Raw genomic sequence first — 22,839 nt, 5'->3', positions numbered from 1 at the left:
GGGAACAGCCTTAAAAGTTCTAGCTTTTGCATATAAAACAAAAAGCACCGGCCTATAAAAAGTCTGGTGCTTTTGTTGGATTTAACAGTATTTTTCGATCATTCGATAAAAGGTCTTTCGCGATACCCCAAGGAGATCCGCAGCCTGCTTTTTATTTCCTTTGGTGATTTCAAGCGCTTCATTTATGAGATTGGCATAGGAATGATCTACATCCATCCGCCGCTTATTTAATCTCACTTCCGGTGTTTCATTGCTTTCAGGTTTTAACCGGTAGCCCTTGGAATATATCGCTGCCTCAAGGATATCCTTGGACACCACATTTATTTTGGACAGCAGCGTGATTCGATGGATCACATTTCGAAGTTCCCGGACATTGCCCGGCCATTCATATTCCATCAAGCATTTTTGTGCATCGGAGTCTAAGACCTTTGGTTCGTCTCCATTGGCATCGGCGGCCTCTTTTAAAAAGGTTTCCGTTAGTAATAATAAATCTTCACGGCGTTTTCTCAAAGGAGGAATGTCAATGTTCAATACTTGCAAACGATAGTATAGATCCTGCCGGAACAGGCCTTCCGATATCATCTGTTCTAAATCCCGATTGGTTGCCGCGACGACCCGTACATTGACCGGAGTTTCATTGGAACTGCCGATTCTTGTGATCTTGCGGGTTTCGAGAACTCGGAGAAGCTTGGATTGAAAATGATAGGGCAGTTCACCAATTTCATCTAAGAACAGAGTACCTCCGTCGGCTAATTCAAATTTACCGATCTGTCCGGTCTTAGACGCGCCCGTAAACGCACCGCCCACATAACCAAATAATTCACTCTCTATGAGGTTTTCAGGAAAGCTGGCGCAGTTTAATGCCACAAAGGGTTCTTGTCTTCTTTCGCTGTAATTGTGAATAGACTGTGCGAACAGTTCCTTTCCCACACCGCTTTCCCCTACGATAAGTAAATTGTAGGGGCTGCTTGCATATTCCTTTGCCTGCTGAATTTTTTCTGTGATGGCAGGGCTGGAGCCGACGATGGAATCAAAGGTGTACTCCGCCGTTAACCCCATAATTTTCTTTGTTTTATTTAAGCTCAGCTGATGGGAGTAAGCGATTTCTACCATTCCCTCCACTTGGCCGCTTTTATTTTTGATAGGATACATATTGTTCGAAACGAACTGGGCTTTGTTGGTAAAGGTTTGGGATTCAATCATGACCTCCCAATCTAAGGTCTTTTTGCCGCTTTTTAATACATCCATCATTTTTAAACTGTCAGAGCCGTTTTTGGTAGCATGGATTTTTATTCCGGATTGCTTTGTTATATCCAAAATGTTCATGCCAATGGCGGCCTCTTTATCAAATATGTGAAGATTTTCACAGTGGGCCTTGTTCGCATAAAGTAAATTCGCATCCTTATCATAGATACAAATGGCGTTTTCTACAGCATCTAAACAATCTAACAAATATTGTTCCCGGCCTTTGTTGACATCGTATATTCCAAGCAGCATTTTCAGATTGCTCTGCAGTTGGTTGGCAAGCGGTGCAAACTCTTCCGGAAGGGACGAAATAAGAAGGAACTCTTCTAAGCTGTCGTTGAATATAAAATGCTCTTGCTGAGCGTAGAAAACATCAGGGGAAATGGTGTAACCGGAAAGATCACGATCCAGCTCCGGAGAAAAGCAATCGAGGAGCAGCCCCTTTTTCGTACATAAGACCAGCAGGTCATACTTTAGATTTGCCCGTTTAAAAACGAACTCAAACAAATCCTTTACCAGGGCGTTTTTTCCTGTGATTTTACGCCGGCTACTGCGAGAGGACACTTCCCTGATTTCATTTATAAATTGCTGTATGTCTGCCATTGAATACGCTCCTCACTTCCATTTATTCTGCAGGTTCCTGTTTTTCGGATATATTTGATTTTTATCATATCGTAAAAAAGAAAAATTTTCAATAGAAGAACGTCCTAAAGGAAGGCGGATAAAATACCTAGTCCAGCAAGAATCCTTCAGGAAAAGGATCTTTTGGATCCAGAATCCAAGTCGCAAAGCCCATGATACAGGCATTACCCGTTATCTTTGGATAAACAGCCCGGATTCTTCCCACCGTCGTTTCCTCCACCACTTCACACTTAAAAAGAGAGCCGATGATACTTTCATGAACAAAACTGTCTCCTGCCTTTAGCTTGCCTTCTTCAAAGAGCAGAGCCGCTTTAGCAGAGGTGCCGGTGCCGCAGGGAGAACGGTCTACCACCTTAGGCAGGGCGACCACACAGTTTTGAATGTCTGCCTCCGGATTTTTCGGCGGACCTGAGAACTCCACATGAGTCACGCAGTTCACAAAGGGAAGCTCCGGATGGCGGATGGTCACTTGACTGTTTATATCCCGTGCAATGGATTGCGCCGCTTCGACCAGCTTGCTGCTGTTATGGGGTTCAATGGTCAGGCCGATCCTGTCCGCAGGGAGAATGGCATACACATTGCCTCCCCAGGAAATATCCAGAGTCAGCTTTCCAAAATCCCTTGTATCCACTTCCACATTGCGGTTCAGAACCAGTGCCGGTGCATTTAGGAAAGAGACTTCTTCCACCGTACCGTTTTCTACTCGGGCTTCCACCGTAATCACCCCTGCAGCCGTATCCAATTTGATTGTGGTCATCGGTTCCTTTACATCTACCAGACCGGCTTCAATCAAAGCTACGGCAACGCCCATGGTATCGTGACCGCACATAGGCAGCCAGCAGCTTGCTTCAAAATATAAGACCCCTACATCGGTTCCCGGTGTGCACGGCTCTGTGATCAACGTGCAGGACATGATCTCGCTGCCACGAGGTTCATACGCCAGTACTTTGCGGAACCAATCCTCATTTTCCTTCATATAAGTAAATTTTTCAGCCATGGTTTTCCCGGGGATGTGGCGAAAACCGCTTACAACGTTGCGCGTAGGGTGCCCTAAGGTATGTGTTTCGATTGTTCTGAACATCTTTCTTGCTTTCATTTCGATCCTCCATTTTTTATTTCGTTCTGACAATTAAATAAGACGTGCTTTTAAGCAAGCACCTTTATATAACAATAAGACTACATAAATACTAATGCAAAAATTGAACCAATCTGAAATCTACGTATTTATAAGCCTTTTTATGAAAACTGTATAAAAAATAAATGAAACTGTAGCATTTTTGATACAAATTCTTTATTTTAATGTATCATTTTTGTCACATTTATTCTACCCTTTTTTCTTTTATTTTAATAATTATTGAAATTTGTGTATTTCCAAAGCGTTTGACCCCTAAAGGAATGCGGAGCATAGTATATGTGTATCAAATAAGACACATCTGCTGCGAAAATTCTTAATAAGTCTGCTTTTTCTCCCTATGTTTTGGAAATAAATGTAAAGTAAAAGAGCAAAATTCATTTGTTTTTTACATTTATATCCAGTTTCATCCTATATTTTATTTATTTTTTAGAAATAAAGTTGGCATGTGTTTTGCTTTTTATTGTTGCAAGATATTGCTACAGCTACAAATTTAAATACGATAGGTATTTAATCTTACCCAACCTTTGGAGGTATACGTAATGATTTTTAATATTCAGAAATGTTCGATTCACGATGGGCATGGATTAAGGACACTGGTATTTTTTAAGGGATGTCCATTGCGATGTCCATGGTGCGCCAATCCAGAATCTCAAGCATATGGACCTGAAATCATGGAGTCCCAGGGCAAGTGTATCGGATGCGGGGCTTGTGTCAAGGTCTGTCCTCAACATGCGATTGCCCCACAGGCAGATGGATTTCGAATAAACAGGGACCTTTGTACGAATTGCTTTAGGTGTACAGACCGCTGTTATGCAGCGTCAAAGTATCCCATTGGAAAAGATTATGAGATTGAGGAACTTTATAAAGAGATTGAAAAGGATCGTGTGTTTTATTCCATCAAGGGCGGCGGCGTTACGTTTTCTGGAGGAGAACCCTTGACCCATCCGGAATATCTGACGGAGATTGCAAAGGTCTGCCACGAGAGAGGAATTGATGTGGCAGTTGAAAGCTGCGGCTGGGGGTACTACGATCAGTTCAAAACTGCCTTACCGTATATAAACAGTATGTTCCTCGATATTAAACATATTGATTCTGATAAACATAAGGAGCTGACCGGCAGCGGAAATGAGTTGATTCTGGAAAATATCCGGCGGATTGCAAAGTTCGGCATTCCTGTCACCATTAGGACCCCTGTCGTACCGGGCTATAACAATTCCAAGGAAAACATTATCGGTATTGCAGAATTTTTGACAACCATACCTGAGATCAAGGACTATGAACTTCTGCCGTACCATGAGTTTGGAAAAAATAAGTACTATGCTTTGGGGCGGGAATATCCGCTGGAGGGTGTTGAACCTCCGGAAGACGAAGAGATGAGAGAATTGGTCAAGTGCGCGAACCATGTTTTTAAAGACTCTGATCAAACATGTTTTTACACAAAAGATAATCAAAAAATAATAGTGAAGTAAGAGCCTTTCCATATGCTCAGGCAGAAAGGAAGGAGCCGATACCCGTTCATCCGTATTTTTTAATGTATTAGATATTCATTTTTCAATATGAAAGAAAAAGAGAGGAGAAAATGAAATGATATCAAAAAGAATTGAAAGACTCAGCGACAAGGTGCGTAACACACAGCCTACGATTTGTATAGATCGTGCGAGATTGGCAACAGAGTTTTATAAAAAACCTTCTATTGAACCTTTTATCCTTAGGAGAGCAAAACTATTTAAGTACGTTCTGGAAAATAAAAAAATCTTCATTGATGCAGATTCAATTTTAGCAGGTCACATGGCCTCCCGTATGCATGCAGTTCCGGTGTTCCCTGAAATGTCCGCATGGCTCAGAGAGGATTTGGAAACGCTGGATACAAGAAAGTACGACAACTTTCAGTTCCTTCCCGGAGAAAAGGATGAACTGAGAAAAATGGTTGCCGAATGGGAGGGCGGAACCTTTGGCGACTTGACGAATGCACAAGTGACAGAAGAAGAGTGGACGCTGTTAAAGGTCGGCGTATTCACAAAGGGCATTTCTCAGCTTTCTACCATGAACCTGGCGCCGGATTATGACGAAATGGTTAAAAAAGGATACCGTTACTACATTAATCAGTGCAAGGAAAAACTGGCGGCATTAGAGGATATGGATCTTGAAACCATGGGAAAGAAGATCACGTGGGAAGCTATGATCATCACCATGGAAGCCATTATTGGATTTGCTCACCGTTATGCGGATCTGGCTGAAGAAATGGCTGCGGACTGTGATGACCCTGAAAGAAAGGAACAGCTGCTGACACTGGCAGGAGACTGCCGCGTGGTTCCTGAAAATCCGCCGCAGACCTTTAAGCAGGCAGCACAGCTCGTGTGGTTCACCCATCTTGCTTTCATGATGGAGAACAATGGATCCGACCATTCCCTGGGACGTTTCGATCAGTATATGTATGATTTTTATAAAAACGATCTGGCTCATGGGATAAGCGAAGAATACATTGCCGATGTGATCCATGAATTTAAATTGAAGTTCGAGGAAATGTGGTATCTGCGTAATGAGTTTGAATCAGAGGCTTATCCCGGCTGTGCCCTTTATATTCACATGATGCTGGGCGGCATGCTGGCAGATGGCTCGGACGGATGCAATGAACTGACCGATTTAATTCTGCATTGCATGGAAGACTTGCAGACAAAGGAACCTTGCGTATCCTTCCGTTACCATGACAACATCAGTGAGGATACTTTCCGTTTGGCTATGCAGGTAGCTTTAAAAGGCGGAAGCCATCCGGCATTCTTTAATGACAGCACCTGTATCTCCTATTTGACACGTTTGGGCTTTACGAAGGAAGAAGCAGTAAATTGGGCTGTATGCGGATGTACGGAAACAGTTTCACAGGGCAAATCAGACTTCCAGTCTCAGATGGGATACTACAATGCAATTAAAGTCTTTGAAATCACCCTTTATGACGGTATGGATCCGATCAGTAAAAAACAGGTCGGCCCGCATACGGGAGACATTAAGAACTTTACCTCTATCGAGCAGCTGAAAGAAGCGTACTTGAAGCAGCAGGAATTTTTCCTGAGAAAGTTCATTGTACTGTTCAACAAAATGGTTTCCTGTCATGCCTATGCCGTACCGACTATTACCGGCTCTTGCTTTACGGAAGGGTGCATTGAAAACGGCAGAGTGCTTCAGCAAAAGGGCTGCGATAACCGCTGGTCTGCGATTGCTGTTACTGGTCTTGCCAATATTGCAGACTCCTTCGCAGCGATTGAAGAATGCGTATTTAATAAGAACTATCTGACCATGACCGAGCTGGTCGATCTTCTGGAAACAGACTTTGAAGGCAAAGAGGATATGCGTCAGCTTCTGATTAACAGAGCGCCTAAATTCGGCAATGACCTTGAAGCGGTGGATAAATATGCACACTTTGTAGTGAAAACCCTGGACGATGAAGGCAAAAAGTATAAGGATGGCAGAGGCGGCGAGCTTACTACGGTTTGGGCGACCCAGTCTTATAATGTGGTACTCGGAAGAATGATCGGTGCGACCCCGGACGGACGACATGCCTTCACTGCAATGGCAGATAATGTTTCCCCGATGATCGGTATGGACGTAAACGGACCGACCGCTGTTGTAAATTCGGTCAATGCCGTGGACTCCACCATTCCTCAGAGCGGAATGCTGCTGAATCAGCGTTTTGACCCGGCTATTGTAAAAGGCGAAAAAGGAAAAGATATTTTAGAGGCTGTTCTGCGCGCTCACTTTAAAAAGAACGGAGACCACTTACAGTTGAACGTGGTAGATGATGAAACTCTTCGTGCCGCTCAGAAAGAACCGGAGAAATATCGCAATATGCTGGTTCGTGTAGCAGGCTATTCTGCTTTCTTCGTTGATCTGGATAAAAATATTCAGGAAAATATTATTCAAAGAACCGTACAGAGAACCGTTTAATGCTTGAATAAATAAAGAGGAACATCTATTTCCTTAGATGTTCCTTTAAAATTTACTGTTTATACAAGGAAAGGAGCGTACTTTATGAGTATGGCGAAAAAAGGAGACTGGGTGCAGATTGAAAACACCGTGCTTAAAGCCGGCAACAGAGCCCCGCAGGTTCCGGAAGATACGCAAAAATGCGATTTGAAGCTTTGGGTAAAGGGAATCGCCCAGCATGAGGGAAATTTGGGAGAGAACATGGACATTATCACCGTCACAGGAAGAAAGACCAGCGGAACTCTGGTAGATATCAATCCGAGATATATTCATGATTATGGGGATTTTCAGCCGGAACTGCTTCAAGTGGAGCTGCAGCTGAAAGAAATTATGGAAGGAGCTGAGAAATAGTGAAGAACGATAAAACCTATGAAGCCATCATGGCTCGCAAAAATGAAATCATTAAGAATGCCATGCAGATCGACTACACGAAATTTGAGCTCCCAGGTATCGGCTTTGACTATGAGGCCATGATGAGGGAAGTGGGCTATTCCCTTGAAGAAATGAGGGAAATTCAATTAGCTCACGGCGTTGGGAATACCCCGCTGATCGAACTGCGCAATCTTACTGCTTTGGCGAGAAAATATGCTCCAAAGGGAAAGGGCGCCAGAATAGTAGTGAAGGATGAAGCGGCCAATGCGTCAGGAAGTTTTAAAGCAAGGAGAGCGGCCGTTGCGGTATATCACGCAAAGAAGCTTGGATACAAAGGTGTTATAGCGGCCACCTCCGGCAATTACGGAGCAGCCGTCGCTTCTCAAGCGGCTATGCAGGGCCTGAAATGTATCGTCGTACAGGAGTGCTATGACAATAATAAGGTGGGACAGCCTGAGATACTTGAGAAACAGAGAGTTTGCGAAGCATACGGCGCAGAAGTGGTTCAGCTGTCGGTAGGCCCGGAATTGTTTTCGACTCATCTGAGTCTCCTTGAGGAAACGGGTTATTTTAACGCGTCCCTGTATACGCCTTTTGGTATTGCCGGGGTAGAGACTTTAGGGTATGAGCTGGCTGAACAGTGCAGAGAAAAATTCGGAAAGGATCCGGAGGCGGTCGTATGCACAAATGCTGGGGGCGGTAACCTGACAGGGACGGCCAGAGGCCTGATTAAAGCCGGGGCGGAAAATACAAGGGTCATCGGAGCCTGCATTGATTTAAAAGGACTCCACATGGCATCGGAACAGGATTTTAACCGAAAGTCCTGCACCACAGGACATACCGGATTCAGTTTGCCGTTCACCACATGGCCGGATCGGTCAGATTGTCCGAGAAATGCGGCGAGAGTTCTCAGATACATGGATGAAATGGTCACCATAAAACAGGGAGAGCTGTTTTATATGACACAGGCGCTTGCTATATTGGAGGGGTATGAAAGGGGACCTGCCGGGAATACCTCTTTAACGGCGGCGTTTGCTTTGGCCCAGCAGATGGATGAGGATGCCATACTGGTGGTTCAGGAAACGGAATATACAAGTGCGGGAAAGCATCCAATGCCGCAGCTGACCTTTGCAAAAAAGAATGGGGTTCAAGTGTTGTTCGGTGATCCGGAAGATGAAATACCGGGAAAAAATCTGGTATTTCCAAAAGATCCATCCTTCATTAAGGCAAGACAATATGATATGACTCACGCACGCAAGTCCTATATTAAGAATTGTGTAAAAAATTGCGGGATGACCTCTGCAACAGAGGAAGATGTAAGCTTTATTATGGATGAAATAAAATCAGATAAAGAATTTGTGCTTTCTGAATTGGAAGCAAAAGGAGTAAAAGTTCAGTAACGTTTATAAAGTTGAGTTGAGTTTATAAAAATGCTGGGGAAACGAAATATCATTTCCCCAGCATTTTCGGTTTATATTTATATTATGTAGAGTTGCTTAAAATTACTATTCTATGGAGTTTGCCTTATCGATACCGGCAATAACAGAATTCATTAAAGCCGAAGAAAAATTCCCTTGCTGTAATACTTTCAGCGCTTCTATGCTCACTCCACCGGGAGAAGTCATCTGATCTACTTTTACGGCCGGATGTTCGCCGGTCTCTTCCAGAACAACAGCGGTGCCCAGCATATTCTTAATCACCATATTGCGCGCATCTGTGCGGCTAAATCCTACATACACTCCAGCATCCGTTAATGCTTCCACCATTTTATAGAGCCAAAGGGGACCTACGTTGCTGAATCCTGAAAAACTATTGAACAGATCTTCCTTAAGATACATGATCTGCCCTAATGCGTCCAGAACGTGAGTAATAAGGGACTTGTCCTGATCATCACAGCACCCGTTCATACACACGGCACTATAACCGCTGCCCGCCTGAATGAGCGTATTGGGTACAACGCGTACTATTTTTCTGTCGCTGCCCAGCTGGTTTTCTAAGGTTTTAATGGGGATACCGGCGGCAATAGACAGTACGATGGTCTTTTCGTTGATAAGTGGGTTCAGTACTTTTGTAACAGGCGGAACCTGCAATGGATTTACGGCGATAATCACTAGGCCGGCTCTTTTGATTGCGTCATCTGCATTTGTAACTGCTGTTATACCATAAGTCTTGGACAGATATTCGCAACGGGCCGGAAGCAATTCGTTGACCGTAACATTTTCAGGCAGAACGACTTTTTTATAAAGCAGCCCTTTTATAATATTCTCTGCCATGTTTCCACCACCGCAGAAAACAATGTCTTTGCTCATTTCTCTTCCTCCTCTTTTAATTCCATTTTCTTCATTATAGCTTTTGTTATACCCGTTGTCAAGATGTGCTTGTTGTATGACAACAATTTTTTTACTGCACCACGGAATCAAAAAAGTAGTGCATAATCGAACCATTTCGTTTATTATAGATAAGGAACTTTTAAAAAGTCCAACGAATTTGTTTTAATGGCTCTATGATGTGTAAAGCAAACGGGGACAGGGCAGCCTAACGACAGATAAAATGAATGGAGGAAGCATACATGCCTAAAGAAAAACTTTTAAATCGACCCAGCCATATCAATCGTTTTTTTAAACTGGATGAATATGGTACAACTGTAAAGACTGAAATTATATCCGGTATTACTACATTTATTGCCTCGGTGTATCTTCTGGCGGTGGTTCCGGGGATGCTCAGCGATGCGGGGATGCCTCACAGCAGTGCTTTAGCTGCCGTCATTATAGCCACAGCCTTTTCGACCATATTGATGGGGCTATATGCAAACTTTCCGGTTGTTGTGGCTCCGGGATTGGGGTTGAGCGCTTTCTTTGCATACACCATCTGCGGACCTATGGGCTTGTCCTGGCAGACCGCCTTGGGAGCAGTTTTTGTTTCCGGTATTGTTTTTATGATTTTGACCGTAACGAGAGTAAGGCAGCTCATCATCGACAGCGTGCCGGAATGCCTGAAAATATCTATTGGTGTGGGAATCGGCCTTTTCATTGCCTTTATCGGTTTTAAAAATGCCGGAGTCATTGTATCCGACCCTTCGAATTTTGTGGGGTTGGGAAATTTAAAGAGTCCGGAGGTCGCCCTGTTTTTTATCGGACTGGTCTTATCCAGCCTGCTTTTTTCAAAGCAGATAAAAGGAGGACTCTTGATCAGCATATTGGTGACCACCGTAATAGGCATGTTCATGGGGATTACCAAGGTTCCTGCGGGATTAGGAGATATTGTTGGCCTAGTGCCGCCTATTCCGAAGGAAACCTTTGGACAGCTTGACATCAAGGGTGTTTTTGAATATGGCATTTTTGCGGTCATTTTTACAATAACGATTGTTGATATGTTCGATAATATCGGAACGCTGATCGGTGTTTCCAGAAAAGCCAAGCTGATTGGAGCAGATGGGAAGATCAAGAATCTGGATAAGGCTTTAATCTGTGATTCGATAGCTACTACGGTAGGGGCTGTTCTGGGTACATCTACTGCGACCACGTATATCGAGAGTGCCACAGGCGTGTCAGAAGGAGGTCGAACAGGGCTTAGTGCCGTAACTACAGGGCTTCTTTATTTGATTACGTTATTCTTTGCCCCATTCTTCTTAATGATACCGACTCAAGCTACAGCTCCGGTTTTAGTTATAGTTGGTATATTAATGCTGAGCGATGTGGCTATGATTAACTTTGCAGACTTTACAGAGGCGCTTCCGTCCTTTTTAACTATTCTGTTAATGCCGCTGACTTTCAGCATAGCACAGGGAATCGCTTTCGGCTTTATCAGCTATTCTGTTATAAAGGTTCTCACCGGAAAAGGAAAAGAGGTGCATCCTGTCATGTATCTTTTAACGGTTTGTTTCATTATCCATTTTCTGGTTTAGAAAAAGAATGAAAAAAGCAGAGCTTCCGGATTCAATTAAATAAATCCGGAAGTTCTGCCCTGAATAAAAGACCTTTATAAATTCATTTCTCGATTATTCTTATTCAAATGTACAATCTCTGCGGAACCGCCTAAATACTTGTCGGTCAGTTCTGCCAGTTTGGATACAGCTGCTTTCAAATCCTCACTTCTGCTTGGATCTACGGATTCGATAATCAGAAAGGCATTGACGGTATCGTTGGTAAGCATGGTTCGTTGTCCGTCACGCCAGTTCCAGCAACGGCATACGGCTCCCGCATCATCTTTATAAATAATTTCACCGGGAAGAGCATTGCTTGCTTCTTCGTCGCCGAGGGCAAGGAACGGTTCGTCTCCGTTTGCTTTTGTTAAAAGTAAATCCCCTTCAAATGTGTCAATATCTTCACCGCCGCAAGGAAGCCCATAAGTCAGAGAAACTGAATTATAGATATCGACCAGCGGGTTGATCGGAGAAACGCCGATTTCCTTGTCTATTCGCTTTAATAACGCTTCAATAGAGCATCGGACGCCCTTTTTTGTTTTGAACTGCTGATAAGCTTCCCGCCACACAGAAATTACTTTATTTTGGCTGAATACACCTGCGGACAGAAATTTCTCTGCTTCCTTGCTGCTCTGCTTTAGCAGTTCGTTGATTTCCTTTCTTACATCTGCAACCTGCGCTTCTGTGTTTTGGATTCCTTTTGCTACGACTATAGCGATTTCTGCTTCCGGAAAGAGTTCCCAGAATTCATTTGTAATGATAAATTTTGACATGTTCCATCTTCTCCTTTGTTTTATATTTATTAAGTTTGTCTAAAAATCTGGTTTTTATTTGCTCCTTCTTTTAGATAAAGCCGGAGCAGTAAAAATGTTTATAAAAATAATAAGCAATATATATGCCAACTGCCATGATATAAAAATAAATACAGAAAGGTATTGAAAATCTCCCACTTAGTAGATATTAAAAAGTATTTGAGGGACAGGATTCGAATTGATATTGAATCAATATTCGCTTAATTGATACGAAACCAATTCAAAAAGCGCAGCTTGCATGGTATAATGATTCTATTGATTGGAATCGGCGTTGCCGTAAGGAAGGAATCATTGAATCATGCGGCGACGCAGCTTGCATGATATAATAAAGAAGAAATCGTAGAATTGGGGGAGGATAAGAATGGAAATCATACAAGACACGTTCGGAGTCAGCCGGGTAATAGAGCCAAAGGGGACTGTTCCGGTTACCGCATGGAAGGTTGATAATAGCAGAGAACTATCCCCTTCCGAATGTAGGATATGTTTACAGCTGATCCATTTGGAGAGAGATTGCTTTCAACAGCTTTGCAGTGAATGCGGTTTTGATGAAGCAAAGATTATTGCAAAAATTTTAGATTTGATTCATCGCAGAGGAAAGCTGCACAACCCTTTTACCAATACGGCCGGACAATTTTACGGTACGATTGAGGCTATGGGGAGTGAGTTCGAGAAGAATTCTCCCTATCATATAGGAGATCCTATCTTTTGTTTGACCACCATGACCGCCCACCCGATTTATATTGATAAAATCCATAAAATCGACTATAACTATGGGGAGCTTACTGTATCCGGCTATGGCATTGCTTTTATCGGTTCCCCTTTAACAAAAATTCCGCCTGTCTTGCAGCTGAATTATACGATGGCTACCTTTGATGAAGCCGCCAGCCTGTACAGCATTTATCATGTATCCGACAAAGGAAAACGCTATCTTGTTATCGGAAAAGATTTGGTATCCAGTATCACTTACGTTTGGGCTATCCGAAAAGCTGTAGGGGAGGACTGTTATATTACAGTAATCCTTGATGAGGACGGAATAGGAACTCTTACCCCTGAGCAGGTCAAACAGGAACTGGCTCATTGGGTTCATTCCTCTTATATTCTCAATGTTGCTCAACCGATTCCCGCATCCGAGACGATTCTGGGACAAGAAAAGAAGCCTTACGATATGACGATTAACTGTGAAGATCTTTTGGGCTCAGAGGTTCTAAGCGTTATCCTTACACGGCAGAAGGGAAGACTATATTTTACGAGCCTTAAAAATGGTTATACTCAATCCATCCTGATTGCGGAGAGTATGAGCAAAGAAATTGAAGCGTATGTGCTGGGACAATTTATTATTGGATATGAGAAATTCACCTTTGATTTACTGATTTCTATTGCGGAAGACCTAAATCGAATTAATAAGCTTTATGAATCCCAGTCCATTGCTTTTCGTCAGGTGGCTAAAAAGGCGGTTGCGGCGTCTATAGAGAAAAGTGGAAAACTGGAGGATTTCATTTTCAGCAGTTCTGAAACAAAAGCTGTAGTAGATGAAGTTTTAAATATCGCCCAATATGATTGCAGTGTCATTCTCCAAGGAGAAACGGGCGTCGGTAAGGAAAAGATCCTCGACTTGATACACAAAAACAGTATCCGGAAGAATAAGCCGTGTGTAAAAATTAATTGTGCGACTATTCAGGAAAGTCTTGCCGAGAGTGAATTCTTTGGGTATGAGGCCGGTGCTTTTACCGGAGCACAGCCAGCGGGGAAAAAGGGATATTTTGAACTGGCCAATGGGGGAATCCTGTTTTTGGATGAAGTGGGAACGCTCCCGTTAAATTTGCAGTCAAAGCTTCTGCGGGTCCTTCAAGAAAGTGAATTTTATAAGGTGGGAGGAATTTCTCCCATCCGCATTAATGTGCGGGTGATCTGCGCCAGCAATATCCCTCTTCGGCAGCTTGTAGAACAGGGAAGGTTCAGAGAGGATTTGTATTATAGGCTGAATATCTGTACGATCACAGTCCCGCCGCTCCGGGAACGCCGGGATGATATTGCAGCGCTGGCAGATTCCTTTCTCCGAAACTATTGTAAGAAGTATGGTATCGATAAAGAGCTTGCGCCTACTGCCCTTATGGAGCTTGCAAAGTATAATTGGCCCGGAAATGTCCGGGAACTGGAAAATCTGATTCACCGGGCAGTAATCAGCGTAAAGGATCATGTGATAACGGGAGATGACGTGCAGGAAGTCTTACGTGAAAATGTATATGAAGACTTAGTCATGAATTTAAAACATCATATGAAATATTCCTCCTCCTTGGATTTTGAGAAAATTATGGAGCAGCAGGAAAAGCAGCTTATTGAATATGCTTTAAAGAAATTTGGCACTACCAGAAAAGCAGCAGAATTTCTACAGATGACTCAGCCTAAGCTGATGAGGAAAAAGCAGAAATATCATATTCTATCATAAGAAAATGAAGATAGAGATGCTCCCAACTGAGCAGACAAGTGACAAAGTGAAGCTTGCTACTCAGTTGGGAGCTTTTCATTTTTACCGATTAATCGAATTTAAGGCAGATATTTTTTAATAAGCTCGATGGTATCATCTGTACTGAGAACGTCGCAGTAAATGAGGTTCATGATCTTAAGCTCTGCGTCATGTAATTCCTGACTTCCGGCAGCACAGGCATCCTCTACACAGATTACTTTTAAGCCTTCATCTGCAAGACCTCTGATGGTGGAAGCCACGCACTGGTCTGTAACGATTCCTGTCACCACCACCGTCTCTATGCCCATAAATCTCAGGAGCTGAAGGTAATTGGTTCCGGTAGTAACACTATCCGTGGTTTTGTTGACAATGATTTCATTTGCCTTTGGTGTCAGGGGCTCCACCATTTGAGCGGCAAAGCTGTCCACATGAAGAAGCATGTTGTTCCAGCCTTCTGTTTTTTGTACAGGAGACCGATCTTCCCCATCCTCCCTCTGACAGGCAATTCTGCCGAAGCTGACTGTCATATTATTCGCACGGAAGAAATCCAACAGTCTCTTGTTATTGGGGATAACCATTTGATCTAATCTGTCATGAAAAGGAATCCACTTTTCCCACTCTCCCGCTTCTTTAAAAGCAAGAGCTTCTCCAAAATCTCTTAAAACAAATTCATTTTGAAGGTCTACGAGACAAAGTGCCGTTTTCTTAGGATCCAGTTTTATTTCCGGGAATTCTTCAGTGGTGTCATAATAAAAAGATACATATTTTCTATCGCGTTTCATGATAGAACCTCCTCACTGTTTTTACTTCATATATAACGAATGGCTTGACAACTGTAATAGCATAATCTGTGCCAATAAAAGCTACAGTTCTTTTAACGGCGAAAAAGGATGAACCATTAAATTCATTGAAATTTGGAGGTTACTTAAATTTATTTATTTTTTTTATGAAGAAAAGGTACTGCTTTAAGAATCAGGTGGGAGAGGATTGTTACTAAAAAGTAACAAAAGAACGATAAGGTAACAAAAGAAAGGACGGAACGGAGGGCATTTTGTTACGAAAAGGTAAAGCTATAAGGGGGAGAGGAACGTCTCACAACGAAAAAACACGACATTTTAGGAAAAATCAAATTGGTACATTATTTGCAGAATATTTAGATATCGGAATAAGTTCTAAAATAATGTAAAAGAAAGAGAGGAAACAAAAATGTCTCAGCAAAATGAAAGCACTGCTCATACTTTAGAGGATTTTGGGTATAAGCAGGAACTGAAAAGAAGTTTAAAACCTTGGCAAATGGCTATATTTGGTCTGGTATTCATGATTCCTATCGCTCCGTTCGGCATTTATGGATTTCTGGCAGAAGCCTCTGATAATATGGTACCTTTAGTGTATGCCATTGGGATGTTTGCCATGATTTTTACAGCATTTAGTTATGGCAGAATGGCGGAGGCCTTTCCAATCGCCGGTTCAGTATATGCCTATACCTCAAGGGGGATCAACAAACATCTGGGATTTATGACAGGGTGGGCTATTTTACTGGATTATATCCTAATGCCTACTTTGATTTATGTCGTATGCGGAGCGTCCATGAACGCTATTTTCCCAGAAGTACCGATCCTGATATGGGCTTTCCTTTTCCTTGTAGTGGTTACTTTTTTTAATATTAAAGGCATTGAAGCTTCTGCTAAACTAAGTGTTGTTGCACTGGCTTTTGAATTAGTTGTTTATGTCATTTTTGTTATTTTTGCTGTTATTGCGATTTTAAAGGGAACAAACGGCGTACATTTTACAGTAGATCCCATTTTCAATGCAAAAAACTTTAGCCTCGCTATGGTCATGAATGGGGTATCCATTGCTGTTTTAAGTTTTCTTGGATTTGATGCCATCAGCACTCTGGCAGAAGAAACAAAAGGCGGGGGAAAGGCTGTCGGAAGAGCCACCATATCCGCCCTTCTTATCTTAGGCGGCCTTTTTATCTTTCTGACTTGGGTGGCAGGCTGTTTGTGGCCGGATTACAGAGCATTTAATAATATAGACACTGCCTTTTATGAAATTGCCAATCTGGCCGGAGGGAGGACACTGCTGACCCTATGTTCAACGGCAACCGCCCTTTCCTGGGGATTTGCCGCTTTAACGGCACAGGTCGCCGTATCTCGTGTACTGTTCAGCATGTCCCGTGACGGAAATTTCCCAAAGGCTTTTTCCAAGGTACATGCAAAATATCAGACTCCATATGTGGCGACCTGGTTCATTGCAATCGTTTCATTGGTGATGTGTATCTTTTTCCAAAATAAAATTGATGAGCTTACCATATTAGTTAATTTTGGCGCACTGACCTCCTTCTTTATTCTTAATTTGTCTGTCATTTACTACTATAAGGTTAAAATCAAGGCGGAGGGAACCCTTAAATATGTTGTCGCTCCGCTGATTGGAGCTATTATTATCGGATTTGTTTGGTTCAGCTTGAGCAGCCAGGCGAAAGTACTCGGATTGATCTGGCTGGCCTGCGGATTGATTTATTATCTCATTTTAATCAAGGTTTTCAAGAAAAATGCAGATTTGGAGCTGTAAAAGATTTTCTACATAGAGCTGATGTGGCATTATCCATAAAATGTCACAGCAGCACTTTAACAGATTACTGGAATTCTTCCCTGAATAATGATAAAGTTATAATAAAAATGAAATAAGGGATTTTGGGATAGGTCAAGAAGGTTGCTGCTGGATAAATCATGCTGTGCCGTTTGCATGGTATAAGGAAGGCTTTACAGATGATTTGGATTAGGAAAATACTGGATAGAAAGTCCCTGGTATCGCAGATACTGCTTATATTTTTGTTGTTTAACATCGTCGTGGTCACAGTTTTTACCGCCTATATCACGGAGCAGGATCGAAAAGCCACAGTAAAAAATGTAAAGGATTCTATACAGACGATTGCTTCAGAAAAGGCAAATATTTTGTCCTTAGTGATTGGGCAAATCCAAAAAGAGACGGAAGGTCTGGCAGCTTTTGCCACCGATTATATGCTGGAGGAGACTAATACGGAACTGCCTGCTTCTTATCTTAAAGAAAAAGATAATACCCTTTACAGGGACTTGGGGAAAAGTGCAGCGTCTCAGCATTCCTCCATATTCTTCCCAGCTGTTGAGAGGTTAAGTCCGGACACGGTGAAGAACATTAATGCGACAGAGAAGCTGGATCGTTTGATGAAAAACATGATTGAGCGAAATCCCTATATTGAGTGGGCTTATATCGCTACGGAGGATGGATTTTTAAGATTGTTTCCTTCCTGTCCGATTGATATCTATGACCCGAATCATCTGCAAAAAAACGATCCTTTTTATTTGGCGGCGAATCCTCAAAACAATCCGGAAAGAAAAACGGTGTGGACCAATCCTTACGTGGATTATTTGGGAAAAGGGTGGGTCATTACCTGCTCGGTCCCGTTATATGAGGGGAACCGTTTTGTAGGAGTGGCTTGTGTGGATGTGTGCCTTGACACGCTGAACAATCAGTTTCTTAAAGACTTTCGCCTGGGAGAGGATGGAATTGTTTATTTGCTTCAAGATAACGGCAATGTCATCTACCATCCCGGTATTGTACCACCGGATGGCATCAGAGGGCAGACATTTTTGACTAATATCGTAACGGAAAAGAATTTACTGCCCCAGTATAAATACGCTCTGGAAAGAATACTGGGCGGAAACAGGGGAGTCATATCCTATCAGGATAAAGCTTCTAAAAATCATATGATCGCCCATGCGGAAGTAGTGGGGCAGCCGTGGGTCGTAGGCGTGGAAATTATCCAAAATCAGTATTTGCAGCTTAATAATCTGGAGAAAAATAATCTGTGGCATTTCACGCTCATCCTTTTGCTGGTCTATGTTATCATTGCCATATTTTTATATCGCCAATATTCCAGGCCGTTTGACAAGCTGGTAAACCGTGCGAAGATTATATCCGAAGGAAATTTTGATTATGAAGAGCCGATTTATAATTATACGGAGATTCAGATTCTTTCGGAAGCCTTCAATACCATGAGTGCCGAAATGAAAGAGTACACCGAAAGCTTGATTCAAAAAAACAGAGAAATACAAAGTGTGATCGACAGCATCGGAGGTATGCTGATGTTTCTAAGTCCAGCCTTGAATATAACCAATATGAATGAAAAGGGAATTGCGGCACTGGGTAAAGATCAAGAAAAAATGCGGGGGAAAAAGTGCTATGAAGCTTTGATGGGCGGCTGTGAAATATGTAAAGGGTGTGCTATACAGGAGGCTCTACGAACAAAATCAGCACAATTTTCCAGAATTGTACGGGGGGATGATATCCTGCAGAATATGTATTATCCCATTATCGATTCGAACGGGCAGATCAATGAAATAATTGTCCAGAGCCAAAAGATCACCAAGCAGGTCATGTTAGAAAAAGAGATGGCTCAAAAGGAAAAGATGTCGGAAATAGGAGGTCTTACAGCGGCAATTGCTCATGAGTTGAAGAACCCGCTGGCTGTTATTAAGGGCTCCTCGTATCTCCTAGCTGCCTATACGAAGCAATATCAAGACGAAGGCTTGCGTGAAAGCATTGATACCATCATGCAATCCACCCAGAACGCAGAGGATGTCATCTATAATTTGCTGGATTTTTCCAGCCCATCATTAAGAGAGGCTTCTCACGGCAATATCACAAAAATTGTGGAGCAGGTGATTTTGCTGACCAAAAGAAACAGCATTGCTAAAAATATTAAATTTGTAACGGAATTTAATCCGAATCCGCTTATTTATGAAGGGAATGCGGAGCCGTTCAAAAACATCACCATGAACCTTGTGTCCAACGCTATTCATGCCATCTCGGATGGCGGAACCATTACCATACGGGGATATTCTGATGAAGAGCAGATGATTTTATCGGTGAAAGACGATGGAAGAGGTGTCGAGGAACCCTTTCAGAAGAAGATCTTCGAACCGTTTGTGACGGCAGATCCGTCGGGGCTGGGAACGGGTATGGGGCTTTGGATCACCAAAACAATGGTTGAAAAAATGCACGGAACAATCCATTTAGACAGTAAAGCAGGAAAGGAAACGGAATTTACGATTTCAATCCCGTTAAAACAGGTGAAAGGAAGATGACAGATGGGAGAGTTCATGGATCAGCTGCTTGTTGTGGATGATGATAAGGATTTGCTGAAGGTTTATGAAAAAATATTTAAGCTGAATCATTTTGATGTCTTAACCGCATGGGATGGCCCGGATGCTTTAGAATTAATTAAAAGAAAGCGAATAGGCGTTGTCGTTGCGGACATTATCATGCCTAAGATGAACGGAATCGTTTTATTGGAGAGGATTAAGGAAATCAATTCGGCCATTCAGGTTATCATGCTGACGGCAGAAGGATCGGTTTCAGGTGCGGTGGATGCCGTAAAATCAGGAGCATTTACCTATATATTGAAGCCTGCTGACATTGATAATTTACTCTTAAACATCCAGAAAGCATTTGAAATTTATAGGCTGAGTGAACAGAACAGTGCCTTTAAGGATCAAATGCTTGAAAAGGCGGGAATGATGCAGCTAGTGGGGCAGAACTACCGGATAGAAGAAATACGTCAAAAAATTGATGTTTTTGCGGATTCAGACGCACCTGTTCTGATTACAGGAGAAAGCGGCACAGGAAAGGAGATTATTGCCAGCCAGATTCATTATAAAAGCAATCGAGCGGAGCAGGTTTTTATCAAGGTGAACTGTGCGGCCTTGTCGGAAAATTTATTGGAAAGTGAACTGTTCGGCCATGAGAAGGGGTCGTTTACCGGAGCGGATAAAATGCACCGGGGAAAATTTGAAGTGGCCAATCAGGGAACGATTTTGCTGGATGAGATCGGCGAATTATCTCTCGGCACGCAGGCGAAGCTTTTAAGAGTGCTGCAGGAGAGAGAATTTGAAAGGGTGGGCGGTAATGGAACCATTCGGACGAATTTCAGACTGATTACATCCACCAATAAAAACCTAAAGGAAGAGGTAGAGAAGGGGAGGTTTCGAAAGGATCTGTATTATCGAATCCATGTCCTGCCCATTCATCTGCCGCCGCTCCGTGAGAGAAAGGATGATATTCCAATCCTTGCAAACTACTTTACCCGGCAGATCTCTAAAGAAACGAGCAAGTGCATCTCGCCCTTATCGCCTGAAATCATACAAGCGTTAGAGCGGTACAGCTGGCCCGGAAATGTCCGGGAGCTTCGCAACATCATTGAAAGGCTGGTGGTCATGACAAGTGATTCGGAAATCAAATGGTCGAATCTGCCGGATGAATTGAAACAGGGAAGCGATTCGTGCGCCGTGAGAGACGATTCTCTGGGCGTAGACGTTCCGTTGCTGGATGCAAAAAAGGCATTTGAAAAGCAGTATATCATAAAGGCTCTTTCGTGCAATCAAGGGAATGTGGGCAAAACAGCCATGAAGCTGCAGCTGGCCAGAAAGAATTTGTATAAAAAGATAAAAGAATATGATATTCATTTGTAATGATGGCAGCTTTTTACGATACTCCGCCGTATCATAAGCAATATTTCCTTTGTAATAAAATAGCTGTTTCAAAATAGAGGCGGCACTTTTCGCACTGCGGTCAGTTTTGAAACAGCTGACTGATGAATGGTTACGGTTTATTTGCCTGATGGGAAATAAGGACGTAGTGAATCGGCAACAGAGTTTACAGGAAGAGTCTGGAGTATAATCTTACCCGGACCTTTTACAACTGTGTTGAAAATACCTTCTCCGCCGAATAGCATATTTTTTACTCCCGGCACGGTTACAATGTCCAGGGAACAGGTATCGCTCATTGCTGCCAGATATCCTGTATCGATTACCATGGATTCATTAGCTCCCAGATTGTATTCAACCGTATGTCCGTCTATCTCGATAAAGGCTTTTCCGTTCCCGGAAAGACGCTGCATGATAAAGCCTTCTCCGCCAAAAAAGCCTGCTCCGATTTTCTTCTGGAAAAAGACAGATAAATCTACGGTAGATTCAGCTGCCAGAAAACCAGATTTCTGTACAATGACAGAATTTTGCGGGGTAATATCAAATTCCATTATAGAGCCGGGAAAGCTGGAAGCAAATGCGATCAATCCCTTTCCGCTCTGAGCGGTATAACGGTTCTGGAACAGGGATTCTCCGGCAAACATTCTGCCCAGAGCGCGTCCCACTCCTCCATTGCTGCCGGTCTCCATTTTCATATTAGGTGACATCCAGCTCATAGAGCCTTTTTCAGTAATCATAGCTTCTCCCTGATCTAATGTACAGATGAGTACAGGAAGAGGCGTCCCTTCAATTTTATATTCCATAATCCCTCCATTTTTATTGTTTTTTGTTCTGTTAATGGTATAATGATTCTATTCATTGACATGAGGCATTGCCTCAAGGAAAGAATCAGTGAATCCTGCAGCGTTGCTGCTAATAGATATGTCAATCATATAAGGACGATTTTAGAAAGTCAAGGGCAGATCAAAAAATAAAAGTCCAGTAAACTTTACAGAAAGTTGCAGGCAGAGCCAACCAATATTTGAGCTTAAAGTGTTATAAATTATTGGAAAGTGGACATTCTATAGAAAGCAAAAAAAGAATAATAATATGTAAAAAAATGTGTTGACATAGCGAGTTGGAAATGGTAATATAATTAATGTTGACGGCGGAAAACGTTGAAAAAATCAACATGGCGGTGTAGCTTAGTTGGCTAGAGCGTCCGGTTCATACCCGGAAGGTCGGTGGTTCGACTCCACTCGCCGCTACCATTAAAAATGGGCGTTTAGCTCAGCTGGGAGAGCATCTGCCTTACAAGCAGAGGGTCATAGGTTCGAGCCCTATAACGCCCACCATTTTTAATAAGTTGGCCTGGTAGTTCAGTTGGTTAGAATGCCAGCCTGTCACGCTGGAGGTCGTCGGTTCGAGCCCGATCCAGGTCGCCATTTTTATTGAAAGTGAAATATAAAAAAGCCTATATGGTGGGTATCGTCAAGTGGTTAAGACCCAGGGTTGTGGCTCCTGTATACGTGGGTTCGACTCCCACTACCCACCCCATATAACATGTATTGTTGGGGTATCGCCAAGCGGTAAGGCAATGGATTCTGATTCCATCATGCGCAGGTTCGAATCCTGCTACCCTAGCCAATTTAATTGCTGGTCGTGAGACTGGCTTGCGGCGACATAGCCAAGTGGTAAGGCAGAGGTCTGCAAAACCTTTATCCCCAGTTCAAATCTGGGTGTCGCCTCCAAATCAAGAGCTTGTA

The 22,839-nt window shown here is 42.8% G+C and carries 15 protein-coding genes and 6 tRNA genes; 15 read left to right on the top strand and 6 right to left on the bottom strand.

Features of this window, described 5'->3' with window-relative positions; genetic code table 11:
• Positions 1–81: 81 nt before the first annotated feature.
• On the bottom strand, positions 82–1,848 hold the full coding sequence (locus EQM06_RS08590; RefSeq protein WP_128745930.1) for a sigma-54 interaction domain-containing protein: 1,767 nt from the start codon (positions 1,846–1,848) through the stop codon (positions 82–84).
• Positions 1,849–1,975: 127 nt separating this feature from the next.
• A complete protein-coding gene (locus tag EQM06_RS08585; RefSeq protein ID WP_128745928.1) occupies positions 1,976–2,983 on the bottom strand; it encodes a proline racemase family protein in 1,008 nt (335 codons plus the stop codon).
• A gap of 578 nt (positions 2,984–3,561) precedes the next feature.
• Between EQM06_RS08585 and EQM06_RS08580 the strand changes: the two genes are divergently transcribed.
• The 4 genes from EQM06_RS08580 to ortB all read left to right on the top strand — a co-directional run bounded on the left by EQM06_RS08580 (position 3,562) and on the right by ortB (position 8,772).
• The gene (locus EQM06_RS08580) at positions 3,562–4,491 is read left to right on the top strand and encodes a glycyl-radical enzyme activating protein (RefSeq protein ID WP_128745926.1); all 930 of its coding nucleotides are present in this window, start codon (positions 3,562–3,564) and stop codon (positions 4,489–4,491) included.
• A 115-nt stretch (positions 4,492–4,606) separates the two neighbouring features.
• Complete coding sequence (locus tag EQM06_RS08575; RefSeq protein ID WP_128745924.1) at positions 4,607–6,961, top strand: glycyl radical protein; 2,355 nt, start codon at positions 4,607–4,609, stop codon at positions 6,959–6,961.
• Between the two features lie 84 nt (positions 6,962–7,045).
• Complete coding sequence (gene ortA / locus EQM06_RS08570) at positions 7,046–7,351, top strand: 2-amino-4-oxopentanoate thiolase subunit OrtA (protein WP_128745922.1); 306 nt, start codon at positions 7,046–7,048, stop codon at positions 7,349–7,351.
• On the top strand, positions 7,351–8,772 hold the full coding sequence (ortB, locus tag EQM06_RS08565; protein ID WP_128745920.1) for a 2-amino-4-oxopentanoate thiolase subunit OrtB: 1,422 nt from the start codon (positions 7,351–7,353) through the stop codon (positions 8,770–8,772). The genes ortA and ortB overlap by 1 nt, the downstream gene beginning before the upstream one ends.
• Positions 8,773–8,877: 105 nt before the next feature.
• Here ortB and proC read toward each other — a convergent pair whose 3' ends face one another.
• Positions 8,878–9,681, bottom strand: coding sequence for a pyrroline-5-carboxylate reductase (proC, locus tag EQM06_RS08560; protein ID WP_164914404.1), 804 nt, complete (start codon positions 9,679–9,681; stop codon positions 8,878–8,880).
• Between the two features lie 260 nt (positions 9,682–9,941).
• Here proC and EQM06_RS08555 point away from each other — a divergent pair, with 260 nt between their 5' ends.
• Positions 9,942–11,276 carry an NCS2 family permease gene (locus tag EQM06_RS08555; RefSeq protein ID WP_128745916.1) on the top strand — a complete coding sequence of 445 codons (1,335 nt, stop codon included), beginning with the start codon at positions 9,942–9,944 and terminating at the stop codon, positions 11,274–11,276.
• 74 nt (positions 11,277–11,350) lie between these two features.
• Here EQM06_RS08555 and EQM06_RS08550 read toward each other — a convergent pair whose 3' ends face one another.
• Positions 11,351–12,067 (bottom strand): B3/B4 domain-containing protein, encoded by a 717-nt coding sequence (locus tag EQM06_RS08550; protein ID WP_128745915.1) that lies wholly within the window; start codon positions 12,065–12,067, stop codon positions 11,351–11,353.
• A 400-nt stretch (positions 12,068–12,467) separates the two neighbouring features.
• Here EQM06_RS08550 and EQM06_RS08545 point away from each other — a divergent pair, with 400 nt between their 5' ends.
• The gene (locus EQM06_RS08545) at positions 12,468–14,552 is read left to right on the top strand and encodes a sigma-54 interaction domain-containing protein (protein WP_128745913.1); all 2,085 of its coding nucleotides are present in this window, start codon (positions 12,468–12,470) and stop codon (positions 14,550–14,552) included.
• A 98-nt stretch (positions 14,553–14,650) separates the two neighbouring features.
• Here the strand turns inward: EQM06_RS08545 and EQM06_RS08540 are convergent, their stop codons facing one another.
• Positions 14,651–15,352 carry a cysteine hydrolase family protein gene (locus tag EQM06_RS08540; RefSeq protein WP_128745911.1) on the bottom strand — a complete coding sequence of 234 codons (702 nt, stop codon included), beginning with the start codon at positions 15,350–15,352 and terminating at the stop codon, positions 14,651–14,653.
• Between the two features lie 424 nt (positions 15,353–15,776).
• Between EQM06_RS08540 and EQM06_RS08535 the strand changes: the two genes are divergently transcribed.
• From EQM06_RS08535 to EQM06_RS08525, 3 genes are all read left to right on the top strand, one after another.
• Complete coding sequence (locus tag EQM06_RS08535) at positions 15,777–17,141, top strand: APC family permease (RefSeq protein ID WP_128745909.1); 1,365 nt, start codon at positions 15,777–15,779, stop codon at positions 17,139–17,141.
• A gap of 197 nt (positions 17,142–17,338) precedes the next feature.
• A complete protein-coding gene (locus tag EQM06_RS08530) occupies positions 17,339–19,696 on the top strand; it encodes an ATP-binding protein (protein ID WP_164914403.1) in 2,358 nt (785 codons plus the stop codon).
• A 3-nt stretch (positions 19,697–19,699) separates the two neighbouring features.
• Positions 19,700–21,079 carry a sigma-54-dependent transcriptional regulator gene (locus EQM06_RS08525; protein WP_128745905.1) on the top strand — a complete coding sequence of 460 codons (1,380 nt, stop codon included), beginning with the start codon at positions 19,700–19,702 and terminating at the stop codon, positions 21,077–21,079.
• Between the two features lie 137 nt (positions 21,080–21,216).
• On the opposite strand, the gene EQM06_RS08520 is transcribed toward EQM06_RS08525, so the two are convergent.
• Complete coding sequence (locus EQM06_RS08520) at positions 21,217–21,897, bottom strand: TIGR00266 family protein (RefSeq protein ID WP_128745903.1); 681 nt, start codon at positions 21,895–21,897, stop codon at positions 21,217–21,219.
• A gap of 370 nt (positions 21,898–22,267) precedes the next feature.
• Between EQM06_RS08520 and EQM06_RS08515 the strand changes: the two genes are divergently transcribed.
• The 6 genes from EQM06_RS08515 to EQM06_RS08490 all read left to right on the top strand — a co-directional run bounded on the left by EQM06_RS08515 (position 22,268) and on the right by EQM06_RS08490 (position 22,824).
• A tRNA-Met gene (locus EQM06_RS08515) sits at positions 22,268–22,344 on the top strand.
• Between the two features lie 8 nt (positions 22,345–22,352).
• A tRNA-Val gene (locus EQM06_RS08510) sits at positions 22,353–22,428 on the top strand.
• 13 nt (positions 22,429–22,441) lie between these two features.
• Positions 22,442–22,518 (top strand) — tRNA-Asp (locus tag EQM06_RS08505).
• A 36-nt stretch (positions 22,519–22,554) separates the two neighbouring features.
• Positions 22,555–22,630, top strand: a tRNA-His gene (locus EQM06_RS08500).
• A 15-nt stretch (positions 22,631–22,645) separates the two neighbouring features.
• Positions 22,646–22,720: transfer RNA gene (locus EQM06_RS08495), tRNA-Gln, on the top strand.
• A gap of 30 nt (positions 22,721–22,750) precedes the next feature.
• Positions 22,751–22,824 (top strand) — tRNA-Cys (locus EQM06_RS08490).
• The last annotated feature ends 15 nt before the right edge of the window (positions 22,825–22,839 follow it).

Source organism: Aminipila luticellarii, assembly GCF_004103735.1.
GTDB lineage: Bacteria > Bacillota > Clostridia > Peptostreptococcales > Anaerovoracaceae > Aminipila > Aminipila luticellarii.
Note: the sequence above shows the minus strand (reverse complement) of the source record. Positions and strands in the feature narration are given on the sequence as shown.

Coding starts and splice junctions, on each gene's coding strand:
- EQM06_RS08590 (WP_128745930.1), bottom strand. CDS start 1,848: ATGGCAGACATACAGCAATTTATAAATGAAATCAGGGAAGTGTCCTCT.
- EQM06_RS08585 (WP_128745928.1), bottom strand. CDS start 2,983: ATGAAAGCAAGAAAGATGTTCAGAACAATCGAAACACATACCTTAGGG.
- EQM06_RS08580 (WP_128745926.1), top strand. CDS start 3,562: ATGATTTTTAATATTCAGAAATGTTCGATTCACGATGGGCATGGATTA.
- EQM06_RS08575 (WP_128745924.1), top strand. CDS start 4,607: ATGATATCAAAAAGAATTGAAAGACTCAGCGACAAGGTGCGTAACACA.
- ortA (WP_128745922.1), top strand. CDS start 7,046: ATGAGTATGGCGAAAAAAGGAGACTGGGTGCAGATTGAAAACACCGTG.
- proC (WP_164914404.1), bottom strand. CDS start 9,681: ATGAGCAAAGACATTGTTTTCTGCGGTGGTGGAAACATGGCAGAGAAT.
- EQM06_RS08555 (WP_128745916.1), top strand. CDS start 9,942: ATGCCTAAAGAAAAACTTTTAAATCGACCCAGCCATATCAATCGTTTT.
- EQM06_RS08550 (WP_128745915.1), bottom strand. CDS start 12,067: ATGTCAAAATTTATCATTACAAATGAATTCTGGGAACTCTTTCCGGAA.
- EQM06_RS08545 (WP_128745913.1), top strand. CDS start 12,468: ATGGAAATCATACAAGACACGTTCGGAGTCAGCCGGGTAATAGAGCCA.
- EQM06_RS08540 (WP_128745911.1), bottom strand. CDS start 15,352: ATGAAACGCGATAGAAAATATGTATCTTTTTATTATGACACCACTGAA.
- EQM06_RS08535 (WP_128745909.1), top strand. CDS start 15,777: ATGTCTCAGCAAAATGAAAGCACTGCTCATACTTTAGAGGATTTTGGG.
- EQM06_RS08530 (WP_164914403.1), top strand. CDS start 17,339: ATGATTTGGATTAGGAAAATACTGGATAGAAAGTCCCTGGTATCGCAG.
- EQM06_RS08525 (WP_128745905.1), top strand. CDS start 19,700: ATGGGAGAGTTCATGGATCAGCTGCTTGTTGTGGATGATGATAAGGAT.
- EQM06_RS08520 (WP_128745903.1), bottom strand. CDS start 21,897: ATGGAATATAAAATTGAAGGGACGCCTCTTCCTGTACTCATCTGTACA.